The sequence below is a fragment of the Streptomyces sp. NPDC056987 genome, from assembly GCF_042673865.1.
Classification (GTDB): domain Bacteria; phylum Actinomycetota; class Actinomycetes; order Streptomycetales; family Streptomycetaceae; genus Streptomyces.
Genome location: NZ_JBHURV010000025.1, coordinates 122,014 through 148,972, shown reverse-complemented (window position 1 = coordinate 148,972; position 26,959 = coordinate 122,014). Strand labels below are relative to the sequence as shown.

The following is a 26,959-nucleotide window of genomic DNA, read 5'->3' as shown; positions in this document are numbered from 1 at the left end:
CTCTGCGCCGCGCAGGCTAGCAACCCATGGCTGGATAGCACGCACCATCGACTAGGCTCCGTGCGTCGCGCTTGCGCACGAATACACGGGGGTGGGCGATGCCACCACTGCGCAACACCGGGTCGGCCCCGGAAGCGGAGCGTCCGGAGTACGCCGGGCGGTATCTGCTCGAATCAGCCCTGGGCTCCGGCGGCATGGGCGAGGTCCATCTCGCCACCTCCGCCTCGGGGCTGCGGCTCGCCGTCAAGGTCATCCATGCCAACCACGCCTCGGACCCGGAGTTCAGGGCGCGCTTCCAGCAGGAGGTCGCCGCGGCGCGGCGGGTGAGCGGGGCGTTCACCGCGCCTGTCGTGGACGCCGATCCGGAGGCCGTACGGCCGTGGATGGCGACCCTGTTCATCGACGGGCCCACGCTCTCCGAGCGGGTGAAGCGGAACGGGCCGCTGGGCACCGAGGAGTTGTTCCGGCTCGGGGCGGGGCTCGCCGAGGGGCTGCGGGACATCCACCGCGCCGGGGTCGTGCACCGTGATCTGAAGCCCAGCAATGTCCTGTTGGCGTCGGACGGGCCCAAGGTCATCGACTTCGGCATCTCGCGCCCGGCCGACAGCGATCTGCGGACGGAGACGGGCAAGCTGATCGGCACGCCGCCGTTCATGGCGCCGGAGCAGTTCCAGCGACCGCGCGAAGTCGGTCCCGCCGCCGATGTGTTCGCGATGGGCGCGGTCCTGGTGCACGCGGCGACCGGGCGTGGTCCCTTCGACTCGGACAGCCCGTACATCGTGGCCTATCAGGTGGTGCACGACGAGCCGGATCTGACGGGCGTACCAGAGCGGATCGTTCCGGTGATCAGCGGGTGTCTCGCGAAGGACCCGGCCGACCGGCCGACGCCGGACGAGGTGATGGGCGCGCTGCGTACGTCGCGGTCGACGCCGGACGGGTCTGCGCCGGATGGTGTGCTGCCGTCCACCGCGTACGACCTGCGCGGGCCGTACGGGGCGAGTGCGCTCGTACCGGCGCAGCGCGGGCCGGATCCCGTCGAGAGCGCGGGGCCGGGCGCCGGCTCCGGGCAGGGCTCGGGCGCGCGTCCTGGCGCGGGCGGCGGCGCCGGCTCCGGTCCGGGCTCCGTACCGACCAATCACGCGCGGGGCTCCGAGGCCGTCCGGTCGCCGGAACCCTCTCCTTCTCCTTCTTCTCGCGCTCCTTCTCCTTCTCCGTCTCCGTCGCCGGCGCCGTCGTCGTCCCCCGCGCGGTCACCGCGCCGCGTGCGCACGGTGGCGGGCGCGGTGGCGCTGGTGGCCGTGGCCTGTGCGGGATTCTTCGGCGTACGGGCGATGGGGGACGGCGCCCCCGCCACGACGGACGCGAGGCCATCCCGGACGTTCACGCCGTGGGAGACGACGCCGGCCGACGGTTCCGACCAGGTGCCCGTCTGCGCGGCCGACACCGCGGCCGTCTACTGCGTCGGCCCCGGTGGCACGACCACCCGGCTCGACCCCCTCGACGGCCGCACCGCCTGGTCCGTGAAGGGCGCCACGGGAGTGAAGGGCGCGAAGGGAGCCGAGGCGGCGGACGCCGAGTCGGAGGCCGACGCCGCGCCGGTCCTCTCCGGCGGGCTGCTGCACGTCGTCGCGCACGGCGCGGGCGGTAAGAAGCGGCTGGCCGCGCTCGACCCGGTCTCGGGCGCCGAGCGCTGGGGCGTCGACGTCTCCTCGTACGCCACGGTCCGGCACAGCGGTGGCTCGGTCCTCCTCGTCTCGTACGACGGGCGGGTACGGTCCCTGGACGGCGCGACCGGCGACGAGCGCTGGACGAAGGGGCTCGGCGGCACCGGCACGGTCTGGACGGCGGCGGGCGGCACCGACGGCACGCTGTTCGCCGCGACGCCCTCCGGGGACGGCTCGGCGACCGAGGTGCGTGCGATCGACCCGGCCACCGGCGTGGTGCGCTGGGAGGAGCGGCTGACGGGCGGGCTGTCCCCGGTGGGCGCCTCGGACGACGCGCTCTTCCTGCTCGCGAACGATGTCGACGGCTTCACGGAGGCGGTCGTACGGCTGGACGCGTCGAGCCGTACGGAACGGCGGGTGCCGCTGGGCGCACCCGTCGACCAGGCCCAGGCGGCCGTCATGGGCGACACCGTGTACGTCATCGGCTACTCGGGGTCGCTGCTCGCCGTCGACACGGGCGCGGAAGCTGCGGGCGCGAAGGGCTCGGGGACGAAGGACTCGGGCGCGAAGGACTCAGGGGCGAAGGCCGGCGGTGTGCGCTGGCGGCTGGAGACCTCGGTGACGCGCGCCTCACGCCCCGCCGCCACCGAGGAGCGGGTCTATCTGAGCGCGGGCGACGGCCGGCTGCTCGCCGTGGACGCGCGGCGCGGGGTGCTGCTGGGGCAGACGAAGCCGCGGATGGCCGCGGGGCCCGACACGCTCGTCCCCACGCTGCCCGCGCCCGTCCTCGCCCCCGGCTCCGACGGGACGACGGTCTTCGGGAGCGCGCCCGACGGGTCCGTCTTCGCCGTCGCCGGCCGGGACCCCGCGTCCTGGTGACACCCCGGCCCTCCGTCGTGAGGGCCGGGGCACGGGGTGTGGTGTGAGGGCGTAAGGGAGTCAGCCGAGGCGCGAGATGTCCCGGACCGCGCCCTTGTCCGCGCTCGTCGCCATCGCCGCGTACGCGCGCAGTGCCACCGAGACCTTGCGCTCGCGGCCGGCCGGCGCGTACACACCGTTCAACGCCTCGCGGCGCGCCGCGAGTTCCGCGTCGCCGACCAGCAGCTCGATCGAGCGGTTCGGGATGTCGATCCGGATCCGGTCGCCGTCGTTCACCAGCGCGATCGTGCCGCCCGAGGCCGCCTCCGGCGAGGCGTGGCCGATCGAGAGCCCCGACGTGCCGCCGGAGAAGCGGCCGTCGGTGATCAGCGCGCAGGCCTTACCGAGGCCGCGGCCCTTCAGGTACGACGTGGGGTACAGCATCTCCTGCATGCCCGGGCCGCCGCGCGGTCCCTCGTACCGGATGACGATCACATCGCCCTCGGTGATCTCCTTGCGGAGGATCTTCTCGACGGCGTCCTCCTGCGACTCGCAGACGACGGCCGGGCCCTCGAAGGTCCAGATCGACTCGTCGACACCCGCGGTCTTCACCACGCAGCCGTCGACGGCCAGGTTGCCCTTGAGGACCGCCAGTCCGCCGTCCTTGGAGTAGGCGTGGGCGACATCGCGGATGCAGCCGCCCGCGGCGTCCGTGTCGAGTGTGTCCCACCGCTCGGACTGCGAGAACGCCTCGGCGGAGCGGACGCAGCCGGGGGCCGCGTGCCACAGCTCGACGGCCTCCTCGGAGGGCGAGCCGCCGCGCACGTCCCAGGTCTGCAGCCACTCCTTGATGCCGGGGGCGTGGACGGTGTGGACGTCCTCGTTGAGCAGACCGCCGCGGTACAGCTCGCCGAGGATGGCGGGGATGCCACCGGCCCGGTGGACGTCCTCCATGTAGTACGTGCCACCCGGGGCGACGTTCGGCGCGACCTTGGCGAGGCAGGGGACACGACGCGAGACGGCGTCGATGTCACTGAGGTCGTAGTCCAGCTCGGCCTCCTGGGCGGCGGCGAGCAGGTGCAGGATCGTGTTGGTGGAGCCGCCCATGGCGATGTCGAGCGCCATGGCGTTGTCGAAGGCCGCGCGGGTGGCGATGGCGCGCGGCAGGACCGACGCGTCGTCCTGCTCGTAGTGGCGCCTGGTGATCTCGACGACCGTGCGGCCCGCGTTCTCGTAGAGCGCCTTGCGCGCGGTGTGCGTGGCGAGCACGGAGCCGTTGCCGGGGAGGGAGAGACCCATGGCCTCGGTCAGGCAGTTCATCGAGTTGGCGGTGAACATGCCGGAGCAGGAACCGCAGGTCGGACAGGCGTTCTCCTCGATACGGAGGATGTCCTCGTCCGAGACGTTCTCGTTCACCGCGTCGGAGATCGCGTTGATCAGGTCGAGCTTCCGGACCGTACCGTCCACGAGCGTCGCCCGGCCGGCCTCCATCGGGCCGCCGGAGACGAAGACCGTCGGGATGTTGAGGCGCATCGCGGCCATCAGCATGCCCGGGGTGATCTTGTCGCAGTTGGAGATGCAGATCAGCGCGTCCGCGCAGTGCGCCTCGACCATGTACTCGACGGAGTCGGCGATCAGGTCGCGGGACGGCAGGGAGTAGAGCATGCCGCCGTGGCCCATCGCGATGCCGTCGTCCACGGCGATCGTGTTGAACTCGCGGGGCACCGCGCCCGCGGCCTTGATGGCCTCCGAGACGATCCGGCCGACCGGCGCGAGGTGGGTGTGCCCGGGCACGAACTCGGTGAAGGAGTTGGCCACCGCGATGATCGGCTTGCCGATGTCCTCGCTCGCTACGCCCGAGGCCCGCATCAGGGCGCGTGCGCCCGCCATGTTGCGTCCGTGGGTGACAGTGCGGGACCTCAGCTCGGGCATCGTCTCTCGCTCCTTCAGCAGATCCTTCGGCCGAGTCCTTCGGCAGAAATGACTTCTTCGAGCGTACGCCCCGGATCCAAGATCTGGACATGCCGTCCGAGATACGGGACGCCTGTTCACCTTTCGGGCAACCGGTGCGGCTGGTGGCCCGGAACCTGGTGGCAGGGTCACGCCTCGGTGCGGCAGGGTCACGCCTCGGTGAGGTAGCGCTGGAGCGTGGGCGCGACCATGGTGATGATCTGCTCCATGTCCACCGACGCCAGCGGCTCCGCCCTGATCACGTACCGCAGGAGCGCGATCCCGACCATGTGGGAGGCGCAGAGCTCCGCGCGGAACTCGGGATCCGGTACGTCGAGCCGCTCCGCGACCTGGCCGAGCAGCCGGCGCAGCACGAACGTACGCAGCACCGCCGCCGCGGCGTCGTGCGTGAGCGCGGAACGGATGACGGCCAGCAGCGGGGTCCGGGTCGCCGGGTTCTCCCAGACGGCGAAGAACTGGCGGGCGAGCCGTTCCCCGATCGTGCCGGGGTCTCCGGCGACCACCTTGGCGGGCACCGTCAGTGCGGGTTCGAAGGAGATCTCGACGGCGGACGCGAAGACCTCGTCCTTCGTGCCGAAGTAGTGGTGGACGAGCGCGGGGTCGACGCCGGCCGCCTTGGCGATGCCGCGGACGGACGTCTTGTCGTAGCCGCGCGCCGCGAACTCCGCGCGGGCGGTCTCAAGGATCTTCTGCCGGGCGCTGGGACCGGACTCCGCGTCCTTGCGGGCGGGGCGGCCCCGGCGGCGGGGGGTGGCGCCGGTGGTCATGAGGGGCGCGCTCCGGAGGCGTCCGAGGTGCCGGTGGAGCGGGACGTGCGGGACGTGCGGGACGTACGAGGCGTACGGGGCCCCCGGCCGGCCGGCGCGCCCGCGTCGGCCGCCGCGCCCCCCGCCGCGCCCTGGGACCGCGTGGCAGAGGCAGAGGAAGCGGTTGCGGTGGGAGGAGACGGGGCCGCGGAGGCGGGGCGCGACGCGAGGTGCAGCCGCGCGAAGGCCAGCGCCTCCGCGAGGTCCGCCTCCCGCTCCGCCGCCGACATCGCGCGCCGGGTGTTGACCTCGATCACGACATGGCCGTCGAAGCCGCTGCCCGCGAGCCCCTCCAGCAGCTCGGCGCACGGCTGCGTACCGCGCCCCGGCACCAGGTGCTCGTCCTTCGCCGAGCCGTTGCCGTCCGCGAGGTGGACATGGCCCAGCCGGTCACCGATGAGGCCCGCCATCGCCACGGCGTCGCTGCGGGAGGTCGCGGTGTGCGAGAGATCGAGGGTGAAGTGCCGGTAGTCGTCCTGGGTGACGTCCCAGCCGGGCGCGTACGCGGGCATCTCGCGGTCGCGGTAGCGCCACGGGTACATGTTCTCGACGGCGAACCGGACGTCCGTCTCGTCCGCCATCCGCCAGATACCGGAGACGAAGTCGCGCGCGTACTGGCGCTGCCACCGGAACGGCGGGTGCACGACCACCGTGGAGGCGCCGAGGCTCTCGGCCGCCGCCCGCGCCCGCTGGAGCTTCACCCACGGGTCCGTCGACCAGACGCGCTGGGTGATCAGCAGACAGGGCGCGTGGACGGCGAGCACCGGGACGCCGTGGTAGTCGGAGAGCCGGCGCAGCGCCTCGATGTCCTGGCTGACGGGATCCGTCCAGACCATGACCTCGACGCCGTCGTAACCGAGGCGGGCGGCGATCTCGAAGGCCGTCGCCGTGGACTCCGGATAGACCGAGGCCGTCGACAGCGCGACCTTCGTATCCGGGATGCGCACCACTGGATCTGCCACGAGGACAGCGTACGGGCCCCGGCGGGGCGGTCGTCGGCCCGGCCGTACGGTCGACCGCGTCCGGGCGCCGCTCAGCGCCCGGTCCCCACCCGTACGGTCACGGCGCGAGCTGGTCGAGCCTCCGCAGGATCACGCCCTCGCGCAGCGCCCACGGGCAGACCTCCAGCGTCTCGACCCCGAACAGGTCCATCGCGCCCTCCGCGACCAGCGCGCCCGCCAGCAGCTGGGCCGACCTGCCCTCGGAGACCCCGGGGAGCCCGGCCCGCTGGACGGCGCTCATCGTGGCGAGGGTCGGCACCCACTCCTCCAGGGCGGTGCGGCTCAGCTCGCGCTGCACGTACAGCCCCTCGCCGGACCGGGCCGCGCCCGCCAGCCGGGCGAGCTGTTTGAAGGTCTTGGACGTGGCCACCACGTGGTCCGGGCTGCCGAACCGGGCGAACTCCCCGACCGTACGGGCGATCTGCGCCCGTACGTGGCGGCGCAGCGCCTTCACGTCGATCGGGTCGGGCGGGTCACCGGGCAGCCAGCCCGCCGTGAGCCGGCCCGCGCCCAGGGGGAGGGAGACGGCCGCGTCCGGCTCCTCGTCGATCCCGTACGCGATCTCCAGCGAGCCGCCGCCGATGTCCAGGACGAGGAGCTTCCCCGCCGACCAGCCGAACCAGCGGCGGGCGGCGAGGAAGGTCAGCCGGGCCTCCTGCTCGCCGGTGAGGACCTCCAGATCGACCCCGGTCTCGCTCCTCACGCGGGCGAGGACCTGGTCGGCGTTGGTGGCCTCCCGTACGGCGGAGGTGGCGAAGGGGAGGACGTCCTCGCAGCCCTTGTCCTCGGCCGCCTGGAGGGCGTCCGCGATCGTCGCCACGAGACGGTCGACGCCGTCGGGGCCGATGGCTCCGTCGGGGTCGAGCAGTTCGGCGAGGCGCAGCTCCGCCTTGTGCGAATGTGCCGGCAGCGGGCGGGCACCACGGTGGGCGTCGACCGCCAGCAGGTGCACGGTGTTGGAACCGACGTCCAGGACTCCGAGTCTCATGAGCGGAACGCTACTGCGATCCCCGCATACGCTGGGCATGTGCCGAAGACGAAAAAGACGAAGCCGGGCAAAGCCAAAGGCCCGAAGAACCCCGACGAGAACCGGGCCGTGCCCGACGAGAAGGGCCTGGACTTCGCCCGTGCCTGGGTCGAGTTCCCGGACCCGGCCGACGACGAGCAGGTGTTCCGCTGCGATCTGACATGGCTCACGTCACGGTGGAACTGCGTCTTCGGCAGCGGCTGCCAGGGCATCCAGGCGGGCCGCGCCGACGACGGCTGCTGCACGCTGGGCGCGCACTTCTCGGACGAGGACGACGAGGCGCGGGTCGCGGAGCATGTGGCGCGCCTCACGCCCGAGCTGTGGCAGTTCCACGAGGAGGGGACGGCCACGGGCTGGACGCAGACCGACGACGACGGGGAGCGCCAGACGCGGCGCTGGGAGGGGTCCTGCATCTTCCAGAACCGGCCCGGCTTCGCGGCGGGCGCGGGGTGCTCGCTGCACATCCTGGCGCTGCGCGAGGGCCGCGAGCCGCTGGAGACGAAACCGGACGTCTGCTGGCAGCTGCCGGTACGGCGTACGTACGACTGGATCGACCGGCCCGACGACACGCGTGTCCTCCAGGTGTCGATCGGGGAGTACGACCGCCGCGGCTGGGGGTCGGGCGGTCACGATCTGCACTGGTGGTGCACGTCGGCGACCTCGGCGCACGGCGCGGGTGAGCCGGTGTACAAGACGTACGGGCCCGAGTTGACGGAGCTGATGGGCAAGGAGGGGTACGACCGGCTGGTGGAGCTCTGCGAGCGGCGCCTGGCGAGCGAGCTTCCGCTGCTGGCACCGCACCCGGCGGACCCGCCGCGGAGCTGACCCGGCCGACGCCGGTCAGCGGGGTTCGGGACCGGCGCTGGGAGTGGCGGCGGGACTCGCATCGGAGCTGCCGGTGGGGCGCGGATCGGGCGGGTCCGGGTCGGGGGGCGGCTGCGTCGGACCGCCCGGCCCCGGCCCCGGGGCAGAGGATCCGCTGCCACTGGTCGGACCGCCGGGGCCCGGGTGCGAGGAGGCCGAGGGGCTGCCGGGGCCGGAAGGGCTCCCCGCGCCGGAAGGGCTCGCGGGGCCCGGGGTCGCGGGGCCCGGGGTCGCGGGACCGGCCCAGGTCGGCCCGCCGGGCCCGGGGCGGCCCGGGTGTCCGGGGCGCGCGGGCCTGGCCCCGTACCCGTGGATCCGTACGGCGGCGCCCGCCGGGTAGAGCGCGACCCGGGCGCTCCACGGGCCCGCCGGTTCGCGCCCGTGGTCCACGGAGACGCGGACGGTGACGGACTCGCCGGGCGCGAGCGTGCCGTAGTGGCGGCTCAGCGTGAGCCAGGGGGCCCGCGTCCCGGCCGTCCAGGCGACGCGCTCGCCGCCGGTGGCCCGCAGCGTGATCAGGGTGGCGGCACCGGCGGGCCGCGCCTCGACGGTGAGCGGGCCGGGGCCGGGGCGGCGCTCACCGGGCGGCGGCGCGCCCGTACCGTCGCCGACGATCTCGACCGGGACACCGGGCGCGCGGCCGCCCCCGGGGAAGCGGGCGCCGGGCCGGTCCTGGGCGCTGCCCGCGTTCGCGTAATGCTCGTAGCGCTCGTGGCGCTCATAGGGGGCGTCGTGCGGGTGGTCGTAGATGCCGTCGGTGCCGTCGGTGCCGTTCGGGGGATGGCCGCCCAGGACGGGCGGGCCCGCGGTCTCGGCCGCGGTGACGGAGGCGCCGTCGCGGCCCTCGCCGGTCCCCGGCGCCCCGCGGTACGCCGCCCAGAGGGCGAGGACGGGCGCGGCGACGACGGTCGCCACGACGGTGGTCGTCACGGCCCGCGCCCGCAGCCGGTCGCGGCGGGCGGCGCGGTCCTTGGGGTCCATGGGGAAGCCGTTACGGCCGAAGCGCGGGGCGGTGGCGCGGGCGCGCGGCGTCTGGATCATGGCGGTGTAGGCGGCGCCGCGCGGCGCCTCGACGAGTGGCAGCGGGGACGGCGCCTCCCCCGCGCCGGACGGGCCCGCCGGGAAGGGCGGCGTCGTGCGCGAGCCGGGCCAGGGGCCCGCCGCCTCGGCGCGCTCCGCGGCGCGGCGGCAGCGCGGGCAGTCGTCGACGTGGCGGACCAGTTCGCGGCGGAGCGCGGCGGAGAGCAGCACATGGTGGTCGCCGGTGAGCCGGGCGACGGAGGGGCAGCCGCCGGTGTCCACGACGGCGAGCGCGGCGCGGGTCCGCTCGACCTCGCAGGCGGCGGAGGCGAGCAGCTCCCGGGTCGCGGCGGGCTCCTTGGAGAGCACGGCGGCGACATCGTCCGGGCCGAGCCCGTGGCGTACCGCCAACTCCAGGACCTCGCGCTGCTCGGGCGTCGTACCGGCGGCCTCGGGCCAGGCCAGCAGGGCCAGTTCGCGCCGCCGGCGCTCGGCGGTCTCCGGCGCGACCGCGGGAGCCGGCAGGGGGGCCTGTGCAGGGGGCCGCGCGGGAGCGTGTGCGGGGGTGCGGCGCTCTGCGGTGAGCTTGCGCAGGCAGGCCCAGCGGGCGAGGGCGTAGAGCCAGGCCCTGCGCTCCCCGGCGCCGGAGGGGCAGCGGCCGTACTGGCGCTCGGAGATGGCCAGGACGTCGCCGAGCACCTCGGTGGCGGCGTCGTGGTCGCAGAGCACGGAGAGGCAGTAGGTGAACAGGCCGTCCAGATACGGCTCGTACCGCGCCGGAGGGCGCTGCGCCACCGCGCGGGGCGCCCGACGGAGCGCACGCTCTGCGCCGGTGTGTGCGCCGGTGGTGTCCGCGGAGGTTTCGGGGCTGCTGCTCATCACCTGGCGACGGTAGACACGGTCGCCCGCACCCTTCACACCCCTTGAGCACATTTAATCCTTACGGGTGAAGCTATCCCTCGAAGGGGGACACGGTTGTCGTGTTTCGATGAGTCGGAAGTGGTACAGAGCCCTCCCTTGTACGACTTACTTCGCCCGCGCACTGTCCGGGTCGCACGACGGCCGCGGCACCGCCCCGGAGGCCGGGCCCCGGGTGTCGGCGGGTCCCTATACGGTGACGCCATGGCTGCCCGTACGAAATCCAAGGACCGGCCGTCCTTCCGCTGCACCGAGTGCGGCTGGACGACCGCCAAGTGGCTCGGCCGCTGCCCCGAATGCCAGGCGTGGGGCACGGTCGAGGAGTACGGCGCGCCCGCGGTGCGGACGACGGCGGCGGGCCGGGTCTCCACGGCCGCGCTCCCGATCGGCCAGGTCGACATCCGTACGGCGACGGCGCGCTCGACCGGTGTGCCCGAGCTGGACCGGGTGCTCGGCGGCGGGCTGGTGCCCGGGGCCGTGGTGCTGGTCGCGGGCGAGCCGGGCGTCGGGAAGTCCACCCTGCTGCTGGACGTCGCGGCGAAGGCGGCCAGTGACGCGCACCGGACGCTCTATGTGACCGGCGAGGAGTCCACCAGCCAGGTCCGGCTGCGCGCCGACCGGATCAACGCGATCAGCGACCATCTCTACCTCGCCGCCGAGACGGACCTCTCCGCCGTCCTCGGCCATCTCGACGCGGTCAAGCCGTCCCTGCTGATCATGGACTCCGTACAGACCGTCGCGTCCCCCGAGATCGACGGGGCGCCGGGCGGGATGGCGCAGGTCAGGGAGGTCGCGGGGGCGCTCATCCGGGCGTCGAAGGAGCGCGACATGGCGACGCTGCTGGTCGGGCACGTGACGAAGGACGGCGCGATCGCGGGCCCCCGGCTGCTGGAACACCTCGTGGACGTCGTGCTCTCCTTCGAGGGCGACCGGCACGCGCGGCTGCGCCTGGTCCGCGGCGTGAAGAACCGGTACGGCGCGACGGACGAGGTCGGCTGCTTCGAGCTGCACGACGAGGGGATCACCGGCCTCGCCGACCCGTCGGGCCTCTTCCTGACCCGGCGCGACGAGCCCGTACCGGGTACGTGTCTCACGGTCACCCTCGAAGGGCGCAGGCCGCTCGTCGCCGAGGTGCAGGCGCTCACGGTCGACTCGCAGATCCCCTCGCCCCGGCGCACCACCTCGGGCCTGGAGACCTCCCGGGTCTCGATGATGCTGGCCGTGCTGGAGCAGCGCGGCCGGATCAGCGCGCTCGGCAAGCGCGACATCTACAGCGCGACGGTGGGCGGCGTGAAGCTGACGGAGCCCGCCGCGGACCTGGCGGTGGCCCTCGCGCTGGCGTCGGCGGCGAGCGACACCCCCCTGCCGAAGAATCTGGTCGCGATCGGCGAGGTAGGTCTCGCGGGCGAGGTCAGACGGGTCACGGGCGTCCAGCGCAGACTGGCCGAGGCACACCGTCTGGGCTTCACACAGGCGCTCGTGCCGACCGATCCGGGCAAGGTCCCGGCCGGGATGAAGGTCACGGAAGTGGGCGACATGGGGGACGCTCTGAGGGTGCTGCCGCGCCGAGGTCGGGCGGACGCCCCACGGGACGACAACGCTCGCCGGTAGACTTTGCCCTGGTCTCGCCCATCCGTACGAGCCGGAGGAGTGCAGTGGCAGCCAACGACCGGGCATCAGCACCCGGAAAGTCCGGCGCGGGCTCCGGCAACGAAGCGCTGATGCGCGCCTCCCTGAGCGCTGTCGCGCCGGGAACGGCGCTGCGCGACGGGCTGGAGCGCATCCTGCGCGGTAACACCGGCGGTCTCATCGTCCTGGGCATGGACAGGACCGTCGAGTCGATGTGTACGGGCGGCTTCGTGCTGGACGTGGAGTTCACCGCGACGCGGCTGCGCGAGCTGTGCAAGCTCGACGGCGCGCTCATCCTCGACAAGGACATCACGAAGATCCTCCGCGCGGGCGTGCAGCTCGTCCCCGAGTCCTCGATCCCCACCGAGGAGACGGGCACCCGGCACCGCACGGCGGACCGGGTCTCCAAGCAGTGCGGCTTCCCGGTCGTCTCCGTGTCGCAGTCGATGCGGCTGATCGCGCTGTACGTCAACGGGGAGCGCCGGGTCCTGGAGGAGTCGGCGGCGATCCTTTCGCGGGCGAACCAGGCGCTGGCGACGCTGGAGCGGTACAAGCTCCGCCTGGACGAGGTCGCGGGCACGCTCTCCGCCCTGGAGATCGAGGACCTGGTGACGGTCCGGGACGTGACGGCGGTGGCGCAGCGGCTGGAGATGGTGCGCCGGATCGCCACGGAGATCGCCGAGTACGTGGTCGAGCTGGGCACCGACGGCCGGCTTCTCTCGCTCCAGCTGGACGAGTTGATCGCGGGCGTGGAGCCGGAGCGGGATCTGGTGGCCCGCGACTACGTCCCCGAGCCGACCGCGAAGCGGGCCCGTACGGTCGACGAGGCCCTGGTCGAGCTGGACGCGCTCACCCACCCGGAGCTTCTCGAACTGCCCATCGTGGCGCGGGCGCTGGGCTACAGCGGCTCTCCGGAGACGCTCGACTCGGCGGTCTCGCCGCGCGGTTACCGCCTGCTGGCGAAGGTGCCGCGGCTCCCCGGGGCCATCATCGAGCGGCTGGTCGAGCACTTCGGCGGGCTGCAGAAGCTGCTGGCGGCGAGCGTGGACGACCTCCAGACGGTGGACGGCGTCGGCGAGGCCCGCGCGCGGAGCGTCCGCGAGGGCCTGTCGCGGCTCGCGGAGTCGTCGATCCTGGAGCGGTACGTCTGACGGCGGTACGCCAGGTTGGGTACGTCTGACGGCGGTACGCCAACTTGGGTACGCCTGACGGCGGTAGGCCTGACCGCGGTTACGCCTGGTCGGTCAGGCCGCGTACGCCCGTCGGCCCTGATGGTCCGACCGCGGCGCGGTCCGGCTCCGGGGTCAGTCCTTCTCCAGGCGGATCGACTGCTGCCCCTGCTTCACCGTCGCTCCCGGGGCCGCCGCCTCCACCAGATACGTTCCGGGGCCGACCGGGGCGGCGGGCGGGGTGGCGCACCGGGCCGCGCTGCGCTTGCGGTCCCACTCGACGGTGCGGGTGACGGTGTCGCCCGCCGGGACCTGGAAGAACGCGCGGCCGGCCTGGGGGCAGTCCTCGGAGGACCACACCTGCTCGTCGTCGGAGTCCGTCACCGTGAGCACCACGGCCTTCGGCCCGAAGTCCGCCTTGCACGTCGTCTCGGAGGTGTTCTTGGCGACCAGCCGGAACACGGGCTTCTCGCCCGGGCCGTACCCGACCTTCGTCGTGGAGAGGGTCAGCGTCAGGGAGCCGGGCACGCAGTCCGGCAGCGCGGAGCCCGCGGGCACCTGCCGGCCGGAGGTGGTGGTGCCGCCCCCGCCGGAGCCCGCGCCCCCGCCCGACGAGCCGGCGGAACCGCCGCCGTCCGACGCGTCGTTGCCGCCGCCCGAGCCGGCGCCGCCGCTGTCGCCGCCGGAGCCCGGGGCGCCGGTGTCGCCGTTCTTGCCGCCGTCGGCACCCGCGTCCGTACCGCCCTGGTCGCCGTCACCGTCAGCGCCACCGTCGCCGGAACCGCTCGATTCATCGCGGCCGCCCGGCTGTTCGCTGATGGCGGGGCCGGAACCGGAGGGGCCCGGGGTGATGGACGTGACGGGGTTGGCGCCGTCGCCCTTGCCATCTGTCTTCTTGCTGCCACCCCCACCGGAGGTGACGACCCATACGACCAGCAGAGCGAGCAGCGCGATCAGCGTCGCCGCTACTGCCCTCCGACGCCAGTAGATGGTGGAGGGAAGCGGCCCGACCGGATTGCGCAAAGATCCCACGGCGCAAACTGTACGAGAGATCCGGGCCAACTCCCGCCCCACATGCCGCTCATGCGCGCAAGTTTTCCGGATCATCATCCCGGAGGCGCGAGCTGGGCCGCTTTCTTCGACTGATGCGTATTCAGGTAGCGGTTGGGGGAACTCCCGGTGGCATCGGTACGTTCTCCCCATGAACAGCAGCGCAACCAGCGGCCTCTACAGCGATGTCCTCGACTTCGCGCATACGACCCCTTCCTGGTTCCAGTCCCTGGCGGAGCTATGGACGGAAGCCGGACTCCTCTTGTTCGGCGCCCTCTTCGTCATGGTCTGGTGGCAGGCCAGACCGTCCGGCTCACGTGCCGTGGCGGTCGCGGTGCTCGCCCCGCTCGGGACCGCCTTCGCCTATGTCTGCAGTGAACTGTCCAAGTCGGTGATCCAGGAGGACCGCCCCTGCCGGACCGTCACGGGATCCGTCTCCCTCATACCGTGCCCGCCCGTGGGCGACTGGTCCTTCCCCAGCAACCACGCGACGATCGCCGGGGCTGCGGCGATCGCCCTCGTCGTCGCACGCCCCGTACTCGCCTATCTGACGGTGCCGATGGCGCTGCTCATGGCGTTCTCCCGGGTCTTCGTCGGCGTCCACTACCCGCACGACGTGGCGGTCGGCCTGGTGGTGGGCGGCGTCGTGGCCCCGCTCTTCATCCTGCTCGCGGCCCGTCCCCTGCAACGACTGGTCGAGACGATGCGTTCCTCGAATTCGGGGGCGGTGCTCTGGCTGGCGGGCCCGGGACCGGGCGAGGCCGAGCCGGTGGTGGCGCGCGGACGCCACAGCGCCGGACGGAACTGACCACGGACGGAGCCGAGCACGGACGGAATTGAAGCCCGGACGGAAGGGCGTACCCCTGGGGCACGCCGGACCCGGACCCGGACACATGGCACCGCCCCGGGCGCGCAGCGCTGACCCGGGCGCGTGGTGCTGTCCGGCGTACTCCGGCGTGCGCCCGCCTGCTGCACCGTCCGCGCTCCTGCACATGTCAGGATCGGTGCTGCCATGACTGCTACCTCCGCGCACTCGACGCCCCCGACCCCACCGTCGACCCCGTCGACCCCGTCAGCTCCGTCGTCTCGGTCGACCCCGTCGCTCCAGTCCTCCCACTCCGCCCTGCACACCCCCGTCATCGCGTGGTTCGAGACGCACGCCCGCGATCTGCCTTGGCGCCGCCCCGAGGCGGGCGCCTGGGGTGTGATGGTCAGCGAGTTCATGCTTCAGCAGACCCCCGTGAGCCGGGTCCTCCCGGTGTACGAGCAGTGGCTCGCCCGCTGGCCGCGCCCCGCCGACCTGGCCGCCGAGGCGCCCGGCGAGGCCGTACGCGCCTGGGGCCGGCTCGGCTATCCGCGCCGCGCGCTGCGCCTGCACGGCGCCGCGCAGGCGATAACGGAGCGGCACGGCGGTGACGTACCCCGCGAGCACGCGCAGTTGCTCTCGCTCCCCGGGATCGGCGAGTACACGGCCGCCGCGGTCGCGTCGTTCGCGTACGGACAGCGGCACGCCGTGCTCGACACGAACGTGCGCCGCGTCCTGGCCCGCGCCGTGAACGGCGTCCAGTACCCGCCGAACGCGACCACCGCCGCCGAGCGGAAGCTCGCGCGGGCGCTGCTCCCCGAGGACGCGGCGACGGCCGCGGCCTGGGCGGCGTCCTCCATGGAGCTGGGCGCGTTGATCTGCACGGCGAAGAACGAAGGGTGCGCGCGCTGCCCGATCGCCGCGCGCTGCGCCTGGCAGCTCGCCGGGAAGCCCGCCCACGACGGGCCGCCGCGGCGCGGCCAGACGTACGCGGGCACGGACCGCCAGGTGCGCGGCAAGCTCCTCGCCGTCCTGCGGGAGGCCGTCACACCCGTACCGCAGGCCACGCTGGACGCGGTGTGGGACGAGCCGGTGCAGCGGGCGCGGGCGCTGGACGGACTGGTCGCGGACGGGCTGGTCGAACCCCTGGAGAACGCCCTGTACCGGCTGCCGCAGGGCTGACCGGGACCGGGCCCCCGGACCAGGCCTCGGGACCGGGAAGGACAGGGCGCCCGCCGGATCGCCGTTACACAACCGATGGACAGCCGTGCGTCCACCGACGGCTGTCCCGCACAGCCCCGTGACAACAGCTCCGTAGTTTCTGTGACGTCAGGGAGGCGCCGTCGGGGACGGCGCGGATGGTCACGGGGTCGGAGGCGATTGGCATGGCGCAGGGTGAGGTGCTCGGATTCGAGGAGTACGTGCGTACCCGGCAGGAGGCACTCCTGCGGAGCGCCCGTCGTCTCGTGCCCGATCCCGTCGACGCGCAGGACCTCCTCCAGACCGCGCTGGCCCGTACGTACGGCCGCTGGGACGGCATCGCCGACAAGTCCCTCGCCGACGCCTATCTCCGCCGCGTCATGATCAACACCCGTACGGAGTGGTGGCGCGCCCGCAAGCTCGAAGAGGTCCCCACCGAGCAGCTGCCCGACGCGAGCGTCGAGGACGGCAGTGAGCAGCGGGCCGACCGGGCGCTGCTGATGGACATCCTCGGGGTGCTGGCGCCCAAGCAGCGCAGCGTCGTCGTGCTGCGACACTGGGAGCAGATGAGTACGGAGGAGACCGCCGCGGCGCTCGGTATGTCGGCGGGTACCGTGAAGAGCACGCTCCACCGCGCGCTGGCCCGGCTCCGTGAGGAGCTGGAGAGCCGCGCGGCCCAGAGCCGGGAACGGGATGTCCACGCGCCGGAGAAGCCGGTGGTGGTCCGTCGTGACGCACGGGGCGGCCGGGGTGGCCGTCAGGAACGGGGGCGGGAGAGGTGCGCGGCCTGAGAGGCCCCGACCGGTCGGGCGGGAAATCGGTGGGGCGGGGTTCCCCGGCATCGGGAGGTACGGCCTCCCTGACGGGGGGTACGGTCCTGGCCGGGCTGGCCGGACTCGCCGCGCTCGGGCTGCTCGCGGCCGGCTGTTCGACGGGCGGTACGGGGACCCGCGACGAGGGCGCGGCCGTGACCGCGCCGGTCGAGCGGGGCGCCCCCACGCCCAAGGCCTCGGTGGTGACGCCCGCGACGACCGTCGACGCGGTGGCGCTGCTCAGGACGGACCCCAAGGTCAGCCGGCGGATCAAGGCCGACCTCAAACCGTGCGCCGAGGACACGTACCCGGTGGACACGTCGTACGGGAACCTCACCGGCGGCGCCGCGCCCGACCTGGTGGTCAACGTGATGACGTGCGGCGACGCCGTCGGCATCGGGACGTTCGTCTACCGCGAGAAGAACCGCGCGTACGAGAATGTCTTCACGGCCGAGGAGCCCGCGGTGTACTCCACGATCGACCGCGGCGAACTGGTCGTCACCCAGCAGGTGTACGGGAAGGGCGACCCCGTGACGTACCCCTCGGGCGAGGACGTGGTCACCTACAGGTGGAGCGACGGCAGGTTCACCGAGCGGTACCGCGTACGCAACGACTTCAACCGGGCGGTGGGCAACGGCGGCGACAACGGCCCGAAGCCCGCGCCCACGGTGGCCGACGGAGACTGACCCGCGCCGCCGGGCAGACACCGCCTGTCAGGCAGGACACACGCCGACGGCGAAGCCCCACGTGAGACCACGACCGACGACCGAGAACACCGAGAACACCGAGAACTGAGAGCCGCAGGATGGCAGAGACCCATGTCCTGTTCGTCGAGGACGACGACGTCATCCGCGAAGCCACCCAACTCGCGCTGGAGCGCGACGGCTTCGTGGTCACCGCCATGCCGGACGGACTCTCCGGCCTGGACGCGTTCCGCGCCGACCGGCCCGACATCGCGCTGCTCGATGTGATGGTGCCGGGCCTGGACGGCGTGAGCCTGTGCCGGCGGATCCGTGACGAGTCCACCGTGCCCGTGATCATGCTGTCGGCGCGCGCCGACTCGATCGACGTGGTGCTGGGCCTGGAGGCGGGCGCCGACGACTACGTGACCAAGCCCTTCGACGGCGCCGTGCTCGTCGCCCGGATCCGCGCCGTGCTGCGCCGCTTCGGCCACGCGTCCCGCCCGGCCGGGGAGCCGGACGGCCGGGACGGGCCCGACGAGCAGGGCGTGCTCTCCTTCGGCGACCTGGAGGTCGACACGGAGGGCATGGAGGTGCGCCGCGGCGGGAAGCGGGTGGCACTGACCCCGACGGAGATGCGGCTCCTCCTGGAGTTCTCGGCCGCGCCCGGCACGGTCCTCTCCCGCGACAAGCTCCTGGAGCGGGTCTGGGACTACGGCTGGGGCGGTGACACCCGCGTCGTGGACGTCCATGTCCAGCGGCTGCGCACCAAGATCGGCCAGGACCGTATCGACACCGTCCGCGGCTTCGGCTACAAGCTCAAGGCATGAAGCGCCTCGCCCTGCGCACCGGCGTCCGGTGGAAGATCAGCATCGCGATCGCGGGGGTCAGCGCGCTCGTCGCGGTCGCCCTGAGCCTGGTCGTGCACAACTCGGCCCGGGTCTCGATGCTCGACAACGCGCGCGAAGTCCAGCTGGAGCGGCTGCTGTTCGCGCAGCGGATGTACGACAGCACCAAGGAGGCGAAGTTCGGCACGAAGGTCGACGACCCGAACCTGCCGCACTCCCTGGAAGGGAAGATGAAGCAGGGGCGGCGCGCGACCTTTGTGCAGGACGGGCCGAACGGGGTGCCCGATGTCTGGGCGGCCGTCCCGCTCGGCAACGGCACCGTGCTCTCGCTGCACAGCCAGTTCGCCGACCGCTCCACCACGATCATGAAGGACCTGGACCGGTCACTGATCATCGGCTCGGTCTCGGTGGTCTTCGGCGGCTGCGCCCTCGGGGTCCTGGTCGGCGGCCAGCTCTCGCGGCGGCTGCGCAAGGCCGCGGCGGCGGCGGGCCGGGTCGCGCAGGGCAACACGGACGAACGGGTCGGCGAGGCCGTGGGCGGTGTCGTACGCGACGAGACGGACGAGCTGGCCCGCGCGGTGGACGCGCTCACGGACGCGCTGAACGAGCGGATCGAGGCCGAGCGCCGGGTGACCGCGGACATCGCCCATGAGCTGCGCACCCCGGTGACGGGGCTGCTCACGGCGGCGGAGCTGCTGCCGCCCGGCCGCCCCACGGAGCTGGTACGCGACCGGGCCCAGGCCATGCGGACCCTGGTCGAGGACGTCCTGGAGGTGGCGCGGCTCGACAGCGCGTCGGAGCGGGCCGAACTCCAGGAGATAGCCCTCGGCGAGTTCATCGTGCGGCGGGTGGCCGTCCTGAACCCCGACATCACGGTCCAGGTGGTCCACGACTCGCGGGTCAACACCGACCCGCGGCGGCTGGAGCGCATCCTGGGCAATCTGCTGGCCAACGCCGCCAAGCACGGCGGGACACCGGTCGAGGTCACCGTGGAGGGGCGGGTCGTACGCGTACGGGACCACGGCCCCGGCTTCCCCGAGGAGCTGCTCCGCGAGGGTCCCAGCCGCTTCCGTACGGGCGCCACGGACCGCGCGGGGTACGGGCACGGCCTGGGCCTGACCATCGCGGCCGGCCAGGCCCGCGTGCTGGGCGCCCGTCTCACGTTCCGTAACGCGACCCCCGAGGGGATGGTCGAGCGGGATGGTCTCCACGTCACCGGCGCGATCGCGGTCCTCTGGCTCCCGGAGCACGCCCCGACGAACACGGGCAGCTTCCCGATGCTGCTCAACCAGCCGGACGACTAGCCAGGACCACTGTCCGGTCCGTACGGTCACGCCCCGGAGCCGCCTCCGGCCCCGCCCCGCGGTGCGGGACAGGGCCGGAGGCGAGGGAAGCGGGCAGGTCAGGCGGCCTGCGGGACCTTGCCGTCCACCGCCTGGGCCTCGGCGGGCCCCTGCGGCCCGGCGCCCCGCAGCGGCACCTCGCGGACGAAGAACGCCGCCGCGAATCCGATCACCGCGATGCTCGCGCCGAGCATGAACGCCGAGTGCGTACCGGCGGAGACCGCCTGCTGGTACGCCTCGCGCACCACGTCCGGCAGCTTCGCCAGGCTCGCGGCGTCGAGCTGCGCGGACTGCTGCGTGGCACCGGCACCGCCGGAGCCCACGCGGGCCGCCATCTCGTCCTGGACCTTGCTGGTGAAGAGCGCGCCCATGATCGCGGCGCCGAAGGAGCCGCCGAGCGTGCGGAAGAGCGTGGTGGTGGACGAGCCGACGCCCATGTCCTTCATCTCGACGCTGTTCTGCGCGACGAGCATGGTGATCTGCATCAGGAAGCCCATGCCGGCGCCGAGCACCGCCATGTAGAGGCCCGAGGTCAGCCGCGTGGTGTCCGTGTCCATCCGCGCGAGGAGGAAGAGCCCGGCGACCATCAGGCCGCCGCCGACGATCGGGAAGATCTTGTACTTGCCGGTGCTGGTGGTGATCCGCCCCGCGACGAGCGAGACGACCATCATCGAGAGCAGCATCGGCAGGAGCAGCAGCCCGGAGTTGGTGGCGGAGGCGCCCTGCACGGCCTGCTGGTAGAGCGGGAGGAAGAGCACCGCGCCGAACATCACGAAGCCGGTCAGGAAGCCGACGACGGACATGATCGTGAAGTTGCGGTTCCGGAAGATGTGCAGCGGCATGATCGGCTCGGGGGCCCTGGTCTGGACGGCGACGAACCCGACGAGCGCGGCGACCCCGATGAAGATCAGCAGCAGGATCATCGAGGAGGTCCACGCGTACTCCGTACCGCCCCAGGTGGTGACCAGCACGATCGAGGTGATGCCGACGGTCAGCAGCCCGGCGCCGAGGTAGTCGATCTTGACCTTCTTCGACCGGTCCTTGGCGGGCAGGTGGAGTACGGCGGTGATCATCGCGAGCGCCACGGCGCCCAGCGGCAGGTTGATGTAGAAGCTCCAGCGCCAGCCGAGGTGGTCGGTGATCGTACCGCCGACCAGCGGTCCGCCGATCATGGCGAGGGCCATGACACCGGCCATCATGCCCTGGTACTTGCCGCGCTCCCGGGGCGGGATGAGGTCACCGATGATGGCCATGACGCCGACCATCAGACCGCCCGCGCCGAGCCCCTGGACGGCCCGGAAGCCGATGAGCTGGCCCATGTCCTGGGCCATGCCGCTGAGCACGGAGCCGATCAGGAAGACGACGATCGAGGTGAGGAAGACGCCCTTGCGTCCGTAGAGGTCGCCGAGCTTGCCCCAGATCGGCGTGGACGCGGCGGTGGCGAGGGTGTAGGCGGTGACGACCCAGGAGAGGTGCGCGAGGCCGCCCAGCTCGCCGACGATGGTCGGCATCGCGGTGCCGATGATCATGTTGTCCAGCATGGCGAGCAGCATCGCGATCATCAGCGCCAGCAGGACGACGCGCACGCTGCGCGGCTGCCGCCCCCCGTCCTGCGCTTCGGCCGCCTTCGCGGTCCCTACCTCAGTCGCTGGGGACCCGGCGGTCGCTATGGACCCCGCGTCCCCCGGGGCGTCGCCCGCCCCTGGTGCCGCGTCCGCGGCCTTCCCCGGCTTTTTCCCGCTCGAACTCATCGTCCCCACCGTTCCCCTGGTACGCCCTGATGCCTGATGCACATGCCGCCGCGGGCCCTTACTTGCCGCCCGGCTAGCTGACTACACTGCGGTAAGGTAGACCTCTACTTGCCGGGCGTCAAGTAAGTTATTTGGGAGAGCACCCATGGGCAGCACGCAGCACCCGCGGCGCGGGAACACCCGCCAGCGCATCCAGGACGTCGCGCTGGAGCTGTTCGCGGAACAGGGGTACGAGAAGACCTCGCTGCGGGAGATCGCCGAGCGGCTGGACGTCACGAAGGCGGCGCTCTACTACCACTTCAAGACCAAGGAAGACATCCTGGTCAGCCTCTTCCAGGACCTGACCCGCCCGGTCGACGAACTGGTCGCCTGGGGCCGCGAGCACCCGAAGACGCTGGAGAACAAGCAGGAGATCCTGCGCCGCTACGGCGCGGCCCTTACGAGCGCGGCGCCGATGTTCCGCTTCATGCAGGAGAACCAGGCGACCGTACGCGAACTCAGCATCGGCGAGAACTTCAAGGGCCGCATGATGGGCCTGCTCGACCTGCTCAGAGACCCCGACGCGTCCATGACCGACCAGGTCCGGTGCGTGAGCGCGCTCTTCACCATGCACGCCGGGATGCTCGCCCTCAAGGACGTCGAAGGAGACCCCGAGGAGAAGCGCGAGGCCATCCTGGAGGTCTCCGTCGAACTGATCACCAAAGCACACCACGGGGCCGCGTCCTGAGACGCGGCCCCGTGCGGGGTCACCCCCGGTGCCCGGGCGTCACACCGTGACGCCTACGCCCGGTGTCACACCTTGACGCCGACGGAGCGCAGGAAGGGCACCGGGTCGACGGCCGAGCCGTAGTTCGGGGTCGTACGGATCTCGAAGTGCAGGTGCGGACCACTGGAGTTACCGGTGTTGCCGGACAGGGCGATCTTCTGACCCGTCGTGACCGGCTGGCCGATCCGCACGTCGATCTTCGACAGGTGCGCGTACTGCGAGTACGTACCGTTCTTGTGCTTGATCACGATCGCGTTGCCGTACGCGGGGCCGTCACCGGCGCCGTAGGGGCCGGCCTTGACCACGGTGCCCGTGTGGGCGGCGTGGACGGCGGTACCGACCGGCACGGCGAAGTCCTGGCCGGAGTGCTTGTGCGCCCACATCGAGCCACCGCGGCCGAACTTCGCGCTCAGCGTGTACTTCTTGACGGGGTCGGTCCAGGAGGCGGCCTGCTTGGCGGCGGCCGCGGCCTTGCTCTGCGCGGTGTCGGCGGCCTTGGCCTGCACGGCGGCCTGGTGATGGACGGCGGCCGAGCTCACGACCGAGGCCGAGGAGCTCTCCGGGGCGGCGTGACCACCGGTCGCGGCGAACGCGGCCCCGGTTCCGGCCACCATCGTCACTCCGAGTCCGGCAGCCAGAACGCCGGCACGGGTACGAAGGGCGGACGGGCGGGCCAGGCGGGACAGGTTGCGCTGCGACATACGGGATGAACCTCCAGGCATGAACGGACCCGGCACACACGCGCCGGGCTGGCCACACCTTGGTAACCCGGACCCACCCACATCCCAAAACACCCCATCTACGACATTCCGTCGTAGCGCTGCCCTCCGGCCCTCAGCCTCTTGACGCCCCGCAGGTCCCGCCCGCCACACAGCCACCACAGACCCGTGGCTCCCCGTCGACCGCGGGCCCCGCGCACTATTCCGGCTAGTAGCGCCGGAAACGCCTGTGCGCCTTGTCACGGCCACCGGGCAGGAAGACTGTCCGTTTCGGGACCAAAGGCCCGGGGCGCCCCCTAGTCTCGGAAGCTTCCACGAACAGGACTTCGCCCACGGGGGACCACCATGACCGCACCGGCCCACGCCCGCCCCGACGACCACGGGCGCGACCACGACCACGACTTCGACGGCATCGAACTGGCAGACGCGATCCAGTCCGTACGCGACCAGCTCCTCGACGCCGCCACCCGCGCCGCCGGCGCCCCCGTCGCCTTCGAGGTCGGCGACATCCAGATGGAGTTCACCCTGGAACTGCGCAAGGAGGTCAAGGGCGGCGCGAAGGTCAAGGCATGGGTGGTCGAGGCCGGCGCGGACGCCTCCCGCGCCTCGGGCCACACCCACAAGGTCGCCTTCACCCTGAAGCCCCGCAACGCCCGCACCGGCGCGCCCTGGAAGGTCGGCAACGAGGACCACGGCAGCACGTCGGGCTTCGGCGGCGGCGCGCGGTGAGCGTCACCCGGGTCGTCGCGGTCCTCGGGGAGCTGCAAGGGTCGGGCGTCCTGCTCACCCCGCGCTCCGTGCTGACCGCCGCGCATGTGGTCGGCGACACGGACAGGCCGGCGATCGCTCACCCCGGCCGGGCGGGCACCGTCACCGCCGAGGTCCAGTGGCGGGACGACGTCCTGGACGCGGCCCTGCTCGTCACCGACCACGACATCCTCGCCCCGGAGGCGGCGGCCCCGCTCGGCCGCCTCCGCGTCGGCGTACTCGCCACGGAGGCGCCCCTGCCCCACTGCGAGATCATCGGCTTCCCGGACATCCAGCGGTACGGGGCGGACGGCGCCCTGGAGCTGGACCAGTACCGCGCGACGGTCCTCCCGGCGGCGGGCACGCTCCGTTCGGCCCTGGTCTGCGAACTGGCCCACCCGGCGGCGGCGGAACGCGCCGACCACACCACCCCTCTCCAGGGCCTCTCCGGCTCCCCGGTCTTCGCGGGGGCGGTGCTCCTCGGCATCGTCACCGAGGTGCCCCGGGGCCGCGACCACCTGCGGGTGAAGGGCGTGCCGATGATCCAGATCCTGGAGGCGGGCGTCCCCGTCCGTGACACGTTCCGGATCGCGCCGCTGGCCGATGTCCACCCGCAGGACGAACGCTTCGAGAAGGGGTACGCGAAAGCCGTCAGGGCGCGCTACCGCAAGACCCGGATCTTCGGCATCGACGAGCTGGGCACGAATGAGTCGACCTGGGACCTGGACACGGCGTATCTGAGCCTGGAGGCGGGCGGGCGGGAGCGGCCGGGCGGCCTGGACAGGCTGGAGCCGCACCGGCCGCCCCCGGTCCAGCCGAGCCGTATCGACAGCCTTCTGGCGGGCCGCCCCCGGACGCTCCTGCGCGGCGAGGCGGGTGCGGGCAAGACCACCCTGGTCTGGTGGCTCGCGGCCCACGCGGCCTGCGGCACTCTGGGCCCCGAACTGACCGACCTCAACGGCCTGGTGCCGTTCGTCGTCCCCCTGCGCGCGGTGCACGCCCGGGGCAACGGGCTGCCCGTACCCGCACAACTCCCCTCCGTGGCCCAGATCCTGGCGGACGACGCGCCCCCGGGCTGGGCGCAGCGGGTACTGGAGTCCGGGCGGGGCTTCCTCCTGGTCGACGGCGTGGACGAGGTACCTCCCGACGAACGCGAGAACACCCGGGTCTGGCTGAACGAACTGCTCGACCTGTATCCGAACACGCGCTGCCTGGCCACGGTCCGCCCGCTCGCCGTCGAGGAGGAGTGGCTGCGCTCCGAGAGATTCGACGAGCTACAGCTCCTCCCGATGCGCCGTGAGGACATCCAGGCGTTCGTCGTGGCCTGGCACCGGGCCGCACGCCTCGAATGCGACACCTACGCGGACGAGGGGCGCGCCAAGGCGGAGCGTGCCGAACTGGCCACGCTGGAGACCGAGCTGCGGGCCCAGTTCAGGCAGAACGGCGCCCTGCGCACCCTCGCCCAGACCCCGTTGCTCTGTGCCGTCATCTGCGCCCTGCACCGCCGCAGGGGCGGCCTGCTGCCGGACACCCGCTGGGAGCTCTACCGCTCCACGCTCGCGATGCTGCTCGGCACCCGGGACAGGCAGCGCGGCATCGCGGACCCGGACGGCATCACGATGGGCTTCGAGGAGCATCAGGAGCTGTTGCAGTCCCTCGCGGTCTGGCTGGTACGGGCCGGACAGGCGCAACTCTCCCGCGAGGTGGCGGAGCGGCAGATCAGTGTGGCGATGCGACGGCTGCCGCAGGTCGGCAAGCAGGGGTCGGCGGCAAGGGTCCTGACGCATCTGCTCAACCGAAGTGGCCTGCTCCAGGAACGCGGCGACGACGAGATCCAGTTCATCCACCGCACGTTCCAGGACTATTTGGCGGCCCGCGCCTTCGTGGAGGGCGGCTCGCTCCCGGAGTTGCTCCGGAACGCCCACAACGAGCAGTGGCAGGACACCGTCCGGCTGGCGGTGGGCCACTGCCGCCCCCAGGAAGTCCGCGAGCTGATCGAGGGGTTACTGAAGAACGGGGCAGACACCACGGACCGGACGGAGCGCGTGACCCTGTACACACTCGCGGCCCGCTGCCTCCTCGGCACGGTCGTGGTCGACGAAATCGTCGGTCAGTCGGTCGCCGCCCGTATCCGCACACTGTTCCCGCCCGAGAACAGCGCGGAGGTGGAGGCGGTGGCATCGCTCGGGAAGTACGTACTGCCCCTCCTCCCTGCACCGTCCCAGCTGAACTCTGACGGGGTCGTGCGCATGGCTGGCCTTCTGTGCCACATCGGAGGCGCCGATGCCACTCCCTACGCGAAACAGCTCGCCCGGCGTGGGAGCCGGGCAGCTCGGAGGGTACTCGTGGAGGGCTGGGGAAACTTCCCCGTGGAGGCGTACGCCCGTGAAGTGCTCGCCGGCATTCCGCTCGCGGAGGAGGCCGTCCTGGTGGACAGCGTCGACCAACTGCGCATGCTCAGAGGGCTCGCCCCCTTCGGCACCCTGATGCTCCAAGGTGACTTCTCGGAACTTCAACTGACCTGTCATCTGGCCGAAGTGGAGGTCCGCCATCTGTCCATCTCGAAGAACACCACGCTGACCGATCTGGCGTTCGTCCACCGGCTGCCGCTCCTGAAAGAACTGTCCGCCCTCTACAACCCGGCGCTCACCAAATTCTCCTCGCTCAAGAAGACACACATCGAGCTGCTCAACCTGAGCCTGGACGGCGTCACCCAGGCGCAACTGGCGCCGATCAGACATATCCCCGAACTCGCCGCACTGCTTCTCGAGTACCCGAGCACGCTTTCCACCAGCAGTCTGCCCCGTGCCCACCCCGGCGTGGTCGTCCTCGACGTCCTGTGCGGCAAGCGGATCGATCTCTCCACGCTGAGGCTGTGGCCCGCACTCCGCGCCCTGACGTTGCATCTCGATTCCTGCACCTGGCTGGTCCACGGCAGACGCGGCACCACCACTCCGGCACCGCAGATCACCAGCCTGGACCTGCACATCGGATCCGACTACGCCGGGCTGGAACATGTCGCCGAGGCATTCCCCTCCCTCACGGAGCTCACCCTCAGCTCCCTGGTCCCGGAGAGCGAAGACCTGGATCTGACGCCCCTGCACGGTCTCCCCGGGCTGCGGATCACCGTCTCGGCCAAGTGGCCCGGCAGCCTGCCCACCCTCCTCGGCACCGAGCCCTTCGGCGACCGCCTGACCATAGAAGCCTAGGCCGCGAAAAGGGGCTGCCCCGGACCCGTAGGAAACGGTCCGGGGCAGCCCCTTCAAGCGCTCAGGCGCTCAGCCCAGCAGCGTCACGCACGCGGTATCCGC

General features: G+C 72.4%; 20 protein-coding genes and 1 pseudogene. 13 read left to right on the top strand and 8 right to left on the bottom strand.

The genetic code is table 11. The features are described from left to right. The first annotated feature begins 98 nt into the window (after positions 1-98). Entirely contained in the window at positions 99-2,543 is a 2,445-nt protein-coding gene (locus ACFTZC_RS26645; protein ID WP_382893847.1) for a protein kinase, read from the top strand. Positions 2,544-2,603: 60 nt separating this feature from the next. On the opposite strand, the gene ilvD is transcribed toward ACFTZC_RS26645, so the two are convergent. From ilvD to ACFTZC_RS26625, 4 genes and pseudogenes are all read right to left on the bottom strand, one after another. Next, the gene (gene ilvD, locus ACFTZC_RS26640) at positions 2,604-4,454 is read right to left on the bottom strand and encodes a dihydroxy-acid dehydratase (protein WP_382893845.1); all 1,851 of its coding nucleotides are present in this window, start codon (positions 4,452-4,454) and stop codon (positions 2,604-2,606) included. Positions 4,455-4,642: 188 nt separating this feature from the next. After that, complete coding sequence (locus tag ACFTZC_RS26635; RefSeq protein WP_382893844.1) at positions 4,643-5,260, bottom strand: TetR family transcriptional regulator; 618 nt, start codon at positions 5,258-5,260, stop codon at positions 4,643-4,645. Positions 5,261-5,436: 176 nt separating this feature from the next. Beyond that, positions 5,437-6,261 (bottom strand): annotated as a pseudogene (locus tag ACFTZC_RS26630) (sugar phosphate isomerase/epimerase family protein); the annotation flags it as partial. A 97-nt stretch (positions 6,262-6,358) separates the two neighbouring features. After that, the gene (locus ACFTZC_RS26625; RefSeq protein ID WP_382893842.1) at positions 6,359-7,288 is read right to left on the bottom strand and encodes a Ppx/GppA family phosphatase; all 930 of its coding nucleotides are present in this window, start codon (positions 7,286-7,288) and stop codon (positions 6,359-6,361) included. A gap of 39 nt (positions 7,289-7,327) precedes the next feature. Here ACFTZC_RS26625 and ACFTZC_RS26620 point away from each other — a divergent pair, with 39 nt between their 5' ends. Continuing rightward, positions 7,328-8,152 (top strand): hypothetical protein, encoded by an 825-nt coding sequence (locus ACFTZC_RS26620; RefSeq protein WP_382893840.1) that lies wholly within the window; start codon positions 7,328-7,330, stop codon positions 8,150-8,152. A gap of 15 nt (positions 8,153-8,167) precedes the next feature. Here ACFTZC_RS26620 and ACFTZC_RS26615 read toward each other — a convergent pair whose 3' ends face one another. After that, positions 8,168-10,090 (bottom strand): hypothetical protein, encoded by a 1,923-nt coding sequence (locus ACFTZC_RS26615; RefSeq protein WP_382893868.1) that lies wholly within the window; start codon positions 10,088-10,090, stop codon positions 8,168-8,170. 243 nt (positions 10,091-10,333) lie between these two features. On the opposite strand from ACFTZC_RS26615, the gene radA reads away from it, so the two are divergent. Continuing rightward, a complete protein-coding gene (gene radA, locus ACFTZC_RS26610; protein WP_382893838.1) occupies positions 10,334-11,740 on the top strand; it encodes a DNA repair protein RadA in 1,407 nt (468 codons plus the stop codon). 44 nt (positions 11,741-11,784) lie between these two features. Beyond that, a complete protein-coding gene (gene disA / locus ACFTZC_RS26605; RefSeq protein ID WP_382893836.1) occupies positions 11,785-12,909 on the top strand; it encodes a DNA integrity scanning diadenylate cyclase DisA in 1,125 nt (374 codons plus the stop codon). 153 nt (positions 12,910-13,062) lie between these two features. Here disA and ACFTZC_RS26600 read toward each other — a convergent pair whose 3' ends face one another. Then, complete coding sequence (locus tag ACFTZC_RS26600; RefSeq protein ID WP_382893834.1) at positions 13,063-13,959, bottom strand: hypothetical protein; 897 nt, start codon at positions 13,957-13,959, stop codon at positions 13,063-13,065. A 169-nt stretch (positions 13,960-14,128) separates the two neighbouring features. On the opposite strand from ACFTZC_RS26600, the gene ACFTZC_RS26595 reads away from it, so the two are divergent. The 6 genes from ACFTZC_RS26595 (at position 14,129) to cseC (ending at position 19,626) form a co-directional block, all read left to right on the top strand. Then, positions 14,129-14,785: a phosphatase PAP2 family protein gene (locus ACFTZC_RS26595; protein WP_382893832.1), complete on the top strand. Its 657-nt coding sequence runs from the start codon at positions 14,129-14,131 to the stop codon at positions 14,783-14,785. A 204-nt stretch (positions 14,786-14,989) separates the two neighbouring features. After that, positions 14,990-15,964, top strand: a complete 975-nt coding sequence (locus tag ACFTZC_RS26590) for an A/G-specific adenine glycosylase (protein ID WP_382893830.1) — start codon at positions 14,990-14,992, stop codon at positions 15,962-15,964. Positions 15,965-16,167: 203 nt separating this feature from the next. Next, entirely contained in the window at positions 16,168-16,773 is a 606-nt protein-coding gene (locus tag ACFTZC_RS26585) for a SigE family RNA polymerase sigma factor (protein WP_382893828.1), read from the top strand. Continuing rightward, complete coding sequence (locus ACFTZC_RS26580) at positions 16,761-17,480, top strand: hypothetical protein (RefSeq protein WP_382893826.1); 720 nt, start codon at positions 16,761-16,763, stop codon at positions 17,478-17,480. Before ACFTZC_RS26585 ends, ACFTZC_RS26580 begins: the two co-directional genes overlap by 13 nt. A gap of 119 nt (positions 17,481-17,599) precedes the next feature. Next, a complete protein-coding gene (gene cseB / locus ACFTZC_RS26575) occupies positions 17,600-18,304 on the top strand; it encodes a two-component system response regulator CseB (protein ID WP_382893824.1) in 705 nt (234 codons plus the stop codon). Next, positions 18,301-19,626, top strand: coding sequence for a two-component system sensor histidine kinase CseC (cseC, locus tag ACFTZC_RS26570; protein ID WP_382893822.1), 1,326 nt, complete (start codon positions 18,301-18,303; stop codon positions 19,624-19,626). The genes cseB and cseC overlap by 4 nt, the downstream gene beginning before the upstream one ends. A 98-nt stretch (positions 19,627-19,724) precedes the next feature. Here the strand turns inward: cseC and ACFTZC_RS26565 are convergent, their stop codons facing one another. Further along, positions 19,725-21,416 carry an MDR family MFS transporter gene (locus ACFTZC_RS26565; RefSeq protein ID WP_382893820.1) on the bottom strand — a complete coding sequence of 564 codons (1,692 nt, stop codon included), beginning with the start codon at positions 21,414-21,416 and terminating at the stop codon, positions 19,725-19,727. Between the two features lie 145 nt (positions 21,417-21,561). Here ACFTZC_RS26565 and ACFTZC_RS26560 point away from each other — a divergent pair, with 145 nt between their 5' ends. Next, positions 21,562-22,143 carry a TetR/AcrR family transcriptional regulator gene (locus ACFTZC_RS26560; RefSeq protein ID WP_382893818.1) on the top strand — a complete coding sequence of 194 codons (582 nt, stop codon included), beginning with the start codon at positions 21,562-21,564 and terminating at the stop codon, positions 22,141-22,143. Positions 22,144-22,208: 65 nt separating this feature from the next. Here the strand turns inward: ACFTZC_RS26560 and ACFTZC_RS26555 are convergent, their stop codons facing one another. Next, on the bottom strand, positions 22,209-22,883 hold the full coding sequence (locus ACFTZC_RS26555; protein ID WP_382893816.1) for a M23 family metallopeptidase: 675 nt from the start codon (positions 22,881-22,883) through the stop codon (positions 22,209-22,211). Positions 22,884-23,246: 363 nt separating this feature from the next. On the opposite strand from ACFTZC_RS26555, the gene ACFTZC_RS26550 reads away from it, so the two are divergent. Both ACFTZC_RS26550 and ACFTZC_RS26545 read left to right on the top strand, forming a co-directional pair. Then, positions 23,247-23,630 (top strand): trypco2 family protein, encoded by a 384-nt coding sequence (locus tag ACFTZC_RS26550; protein ID WP_382893814.1) that lies wholly within the window; start codon positions 23,247-23,249, stop codon positions 23,628-23,630. Further along, the gene (locus tag ACFTZC_RS26545) at positions 23,627-26,857 is read left to right on the top strand and encodes an NACHT domain-containing protein (protein WP_382893812.1); all 3,231 of its coding nucleotides are present in this window, start codon (positions 23,627-23,629) and stop codon (positions 26,855-26,857) included. Before ACFTZC_RS26550 ends, ACFTZC_RS26545 begins: the two co-directional genes overlap by 4 nt. Positions 26,858-26,959: the final 102 nt, after the last annotated feature.